Consider the following 2,524-nt stretch of genomic DNA (forward strand, 5'->3'; position numbering starts at 1 on the left):
CCAACGCTCATGCGTACAGAAAATGGCCCGGTCAGATCAGAAGCGGCAGGAGGGGGGCCGCGTCGCGCTTACGGCTGAATGACGAACGCTCTTGATCATCTGATACACGACCTCTTGGGGACAGGCCAGGAGACCGGTTTGTCCGTGCATGATCTCCGCAAGTTTCAATCCGAGCTTGCCAGGCACCAGGCGATCAAGACGATGCTCGATGCGAAGGTGAGCTTTGCCATCAGGATGTTCGAGCGGAACGACTGCTTGCCATCATCGGATCAATGACGGCTCAGTCTAACTTAGCGGACCTGTGTGCCTGACTGCGCGTGCATGAAGGCAAGCACAGCCTTTGCATATTCTTGGTGATCGGCAGTTCCAGCTTCATGTGTCGCGATGAAGTTGAAGAGCGAGTTTTCCTCTGACAAACCGAGGGCCATGTCCCAATCAGGAAACTGCCGGGTCGGGACAACATTCCTTCCCAGAACTCTCAGCCCGTGATGGGATTTGCTGCCGTAGATATGGCGCTCAACAATCTGCAGCTCTGCTTCCGGGCCTTCTATCCACTGGTGGAAGATCCCATCCTCCCAGTGCAGATACCCCGTGATGTCCATGTTTCCGTTGCGACGACGCGCTTGGGCCAAGATGGCCTTGAGCTTCGGGTCCTTCGGCTGAAGGGTCGTTTCGCTACGGTACAAAAGATTGGTGATCAAAGCGTCCTACCTCTCGCAGAGGCAAGTTTCATGCCTCGGGCGACCAGCAATAGGAATAGCTTATCATCAAAGGCTAACCTTAGTTAGTCAGTTAGACTGATAGCTGATCACGCGGACAAGCCTCATGGCATACTTAGAAGAGTAGGATATCTTCCGCAATCGCTTCCGCGGTTATGCCTTTACCGATAAGCGTGATGACGTTTCCGTTTCCGAAATCCAAAACCGCCTTCGTCGGAGTTTCCGTGATGATGTCGTAGAACCCTGGAACAGACTGGCGAAGGATAGCATCATCTATCATGAGCCGGTCGATCCCAACCTGATAGTCTGTGATGTTATCAGGGCCGCCGCCTGCGTGGAACACGAACGTGTCGGCACCAGCCCCACCAGTGAGCACGTCGTTACCCTGCGATCCAATCAACGTGTCATTTCCGGCGCCGCCTTTGATTGTATCGGAGCCAATGCCGCCTACCAATTTGTCGTTGCCACCTCCGCCCCACAGAACGTCATTTCCTTTCCCACCGATGAGGGTATCGAAACCAAATCCGCCGTTTAAGGTATCGTTGCCGTCTCTACCCCATAGAAGGTCATTTCCGCCGTGACCCTCAAGTCGGTCATTGCCGTGATTGCCATCGAGGACGTCATTCCCTAGCCCACCAAGCAGTACATCGAAGCCGTAACCGCCAATCAGACGATCATTGCCTTGCCCACCGTCAAGGGTGTCGTTCCCACCTCCGCCATGAATCCAGTCGTCACCTGCCAGCCCTCGAGCGAGATCGGCACGACCACCAAGCTGAAAGTCGTCTGAACGAGCGGTTCCTTGCACCGCGAGGCCGTCTGGCGAGGAGGTTTTAACGACACCGTCGAAGCTATCGTCACGCCATTCGCTGCGGCTCTCTGCACTCGTGTCGATCGTTGGAACAATTCCTCTTCCAAAGACACCGGTATCCAATACTGGCTGTCCTGTCGTCCGGCCAAAATTCTGAGTGACCATCAGAACCGCATGGCCTTGGAAATTGCCCATCTCCAGACCGATCCCAATAAACTCCATATCGGGGTCGACAATGTTCCGGTAGTGACTTGGGCTATTGAGAAGGTTCTGATGCAGCTGTCTGATTTCGTCATTCAGGTCCGCAGCGCCACGAACTGAGACATAAGCCAAGTTCTCTCTCGTGCCCCAGCTTTCCCCGTACATGGGGAACCCAGCCTTCTCCATGCGATCAGAAGCGGATGATCCACCTGCGCCCATATGTGAAAACACGTCCGCAGAGAGCATCCATTGACTATGCCGTTCGGCAGACTCATTTAAGGGCTTTGCAATCGTAAGCGGTGCAAGGCCGTTCTCGAGGCGGGTATTGTTCACCAGCTTGACGAAATAGTGCTCGTAGGCAGTCGCGAAACTCATGGGTCTATCCTCTTCGAGCGCAAATAGCATCACGTATGAGCATTTCGCAAACAATGCAGTAAGATTGCACATGGTAATAAGATAAATCTGTAATTGTTTATCTAGCTACCTCGCCCCCCACAGTCGGCGTGGTCCGTCGCCACTATGCCCTTAAAGAGCGGCCGTTCGAATTCAATGCCTGAGGGGCTGTAGCAGGTTCGGTCACGAGTGTCCGACAAGTGGGGCAGCAAGCCTTAGGGCTGGCCGGACGACAGCAAGTAGCCCCCTGCCCTCGTGACTAAAATTGAGATGTCCGCGCTGACCTGCCCCCCGCGGGTCCCTCAATCATAACGAGAGTTTTCCGGTTTGTGCGCTGCTCCCCAACCTTGGACCGCCGGATGCTGGAGTTTTCCGGCTCGGTCATGGCGACGGGCTGGCTGCG

At 54.9% G+C, this 2,524-nt stretch carries 3 protein-coding genes; 1 reads left to right on the forward strand and 2 read right to left on the reverse strand.

What is annotated here, in order from left to right; translation table 11 throughout:
- Nucleotides 1–78: 78 nt before the first annotated feature.
- Nucleotides 79–276: a hypothetical protein gene (locus FHD68_RS18280; protein WP_139086528.1), complete on the forward strand. Its 198-nt coding sequence runs from the start codon at nucleotides 79–81 to the stop codon at nucleotides 274–276.
- Nucleotides 277–290: 14 nt separating this feature from the next.
- On the opposite strand, the gene FHD68_RS18285 is transcribed toward FHD68_RS18280, so the two are convergent.
- On the reverse strand, nucleotides 291–701 hold the full coding sequence (locus FHD68_RS18285) for a BLUF domain-containing protein (protein WP_139086530.1): 411 nt from the start codon (nucleotides 699–701) through the stop codon (nucleotides 291–293).
- A gap of 133 nt (nucleotides 702–834) precedes the next feature.
- Nucleotides 835–2,103 (reverse strand): CAP domain-containing protein, encoded by a 1,269-nt coding sequence (locus FHD68_RS18290; RefSeq protein WP_244297969.1) that lies wholly within the window; start codon nucleotides 2,101–2,103, stop codon nucleotides 835–837.
- Nucleotides 2,104–2,524 lie beyond the last annotated feature (421 nt).

The sequence above is a fragment of the Paracoccus marcusii genome (assembly GCF_006151785.1).
In the GTDB taxonomy this organism is placed as follows: domain Bacteria; phylum Pseudomonadota; class Alphaproteobacteria; order Rhodobacterales; family Rhodobacteraceae; genus Paracoccus; species Paracoccus marcusii.